Below are 2,361 nucleotides of genomic sequence, written 5' to 3'. Positions count from 1 at the left end.
CATTTGGTGACGCGCAACAACTTGGGGCTATGCTGTCCGGATCACGTGGAATCGCTTAAAGAAACTCTCATGGCCCTGGTATCCCGTCGGCAAATAGTCCGTCCTCCCTCATCGTCCGATACCGCTCAATTTGGATATCGGGAACTGACCGGCAAGTTGGCGAACTTGTTCGGTGGCGTTGCAGGAGAGGTTTGACCGATAGGTTCCCGCCCCGCTCAACTTGTCTTCCTATGGAATCCATCTCCGTCGAGCAGATCGAAGATAGTGCCGGTGATGTGCTGTGGGACAGCTATGTCAATTCGCATCCCCATGCGGCCGGCTATCACCTGATAGGGTGGCGTCACGTCATCACGGCCGCCTTCGGACACCCTGTCTATTATTATTTGGCAAAGGATTCACAGGGAGCGGTGAGAGGTGTGCTTCCTTTGGTCTATCTTAACAGCAGGATGTTCGGCCGGTTTCTCGTTTCGCTTCCCTATCTCAATTATGGCGGATTATTGGCGGACACGTTAGAGGCGAAAGAGGCCTTGCTCAGTCACGCAACAGCCTGTGCGCGCCGATTGATGGCGGGCCATATCGAATTGCGCCACACCAAGCCGACCGATATGTCATGGGCGCTGAGGGATGACAAGGTCTCGATGCGGCTGGATCTTCCCCAGCGGTTCGACGATCTTATGAAGAACTTTCCACCGAAGCTTCGCTCCCAGGTTCGCCGGGGAGAAAAAGAAGGGATGCATGTGCGCACGGGTGGTGTGGAACTTCTTGATGACTTCTACGAAATGTTTTCCCGAACCATGAGGGATTTGGGCACTCCGGTGTATGGAAAAGAGTTCTTCAATGAAATATTGAGCAGGTTCCAGAAGGATACTCGGTTATGTTGTGTCTATCGTGAGAATAAGGTTCTGGCTGCCGGATTTCTCTACGGGTTTCGGCAAATTCTGGAAATTTCCTGGGCGGCGTCAGACCGCCGGTATGCACGGATGGCGCCGAATATGTTGCTGTATGGATCGGTGCTCCGATACGCCTGCGAGCAAGGATACCGGATATTCGATTTTGGACGTTCATCGAAAGGCAGCGGGACATATCGGTTCAAGGAACAGTGGGGGGCCAAACCGCTCCCGCTGTACTGGTACTACTGGCTCTCCAAAGAGACTAAGTTGCCTAAATTGAACCCGCAGAACCCGAAGTACCGGCTGGCCATTCGAATATGGCAATACCTGCCGATACCCGTGACGAACCTTTTCGGACCCATGATTGTGAAGTATTTGCCGTGAAAATACAGCGAACCCTCCCCCCGACGGCGGCCCCGATTCCTTTGAAACATCTCCTCCGTGCGCCGATCGGGCTTTTCAGCGGCGTGAAGTATCGGGATCAATTGAAGGAAGATTTAAAAGATCGGTTTTCTGCTCACGCCGTGTTTCTCCTCTCGTCGGGGAAAGCGGCGTTGACGCTCATCCTCAAGGCATTGGCTGCCGGCAGTAGGCGGCGGCGAGTCGTGATTCCGGCCTACACCTGTTTTTCCGTGCCTTCGGCCATCGTCAAGGCAGGCCTCGAGGTGGTCCTGTGTGATGTTGATCCGGAGACGCTGGATTTCAAGTTCGACGAGTTGGAATCCCTCGTGGATGATGATGTCCTCTGTGTGCTGTCCACCCATCTGTTCGGGCTTACGGCGGATGTGGCCCGGACCAAGGGGTTGTGCGGCGACCACGGGATCGTGGTCGTCGAAGATGCGGCTCAGGCGATGGGCGCGCAGTCGGGCTTGGATCAGGCCGGCACGATGGGCGACGTGGCATTCTTTAGCCTTGGCAGAGGAAAGAACCTCACGTCGGGAACGGGCGGGATCATTCTGAGCTTCTCGTCGGCGATCACGGAGTTGATGGAGACCGAATATCGGCAAGTACCGGAGCCTCCGGTTCGCGACACGATTTTCAACTGGATTGAAACAGCCCTCATGAAGGTATTCATCCATCCCGGCTTGTACTGGTTCCCGACGGGATTGCCATTCCTTGGTCTTGGCGAAACCAAGTTTTACACTGATTTTCCCATTTTCCGTATGGACGAGCTACGGGCCTGCTTGCTGCAAGACTGGAGCGATCGCCTGGATCAAACGAATCGAGCGAGAAGGGCGACGGCGCACCGGCTGATGGAGGACTTGGGATTGGGAAGATGGGACGTCAGGACGTCGGCCATTTCCGAAAGCGCTTATCTCAGGCTGCCCCTGTTGATGCGGGACCGCTCCGCCAAAGAATCGGCCTGCAAGCGGAGCCGGGAAGTCGGCGCAGGAATCAGCCCCAATTATCCGACGACCGTTCAGAACATCCCGCAGCTCGCGGACCGAATAGCGGTCCGACCGGTTCCGGG

The 2,361-nt window shown here is 55.7% G+C and carries 3 protein-coding genes; all 3 read left to right on the top strand.

From position 1 onward, the window contains the following. Positions 1-195, top strand: a 195-nt coding sequence (locus ACOSYY_RS12505) for a hypothetical protein (RefSeq protein ID WP_421662785.1), incomplete at its 5' end; no start/stop codon positions are given. Continuing rightward, positions 192-1,274, top strand: coding sequence for a FemAB family XrtA/PEP-CTERM system-associated protein (locus tag ACOSYY_RS12500; protein WP_421662784.1), 1,083 nt, complete (start codon positions 192-194; stop codon positions 1,272-1,274). The genes ACOSYY_RS12505 and ACOSYY_RS12500, both read left to right, overlap by 4 nt. Continuing rightward, the coding region (locus ACOSYY_RS12495) for a DegT/DnrJ/EryC1/StrS family aminotransferase (protein WP_421662783.1) at positions 1,271-2,361 on the top strand (1,091 nt) is incomplete at its 3' end. The genes ACOSYY_RS12500 and ACOSYY_RS12495, both read left to right, overlap by 4 nt.

Source organism: Nitrospira sp. BLG_2 (assembly GCF_049222245.1).
This window is presented reverse-complemented; position numbering and strand designations above follow the sequence as displayed.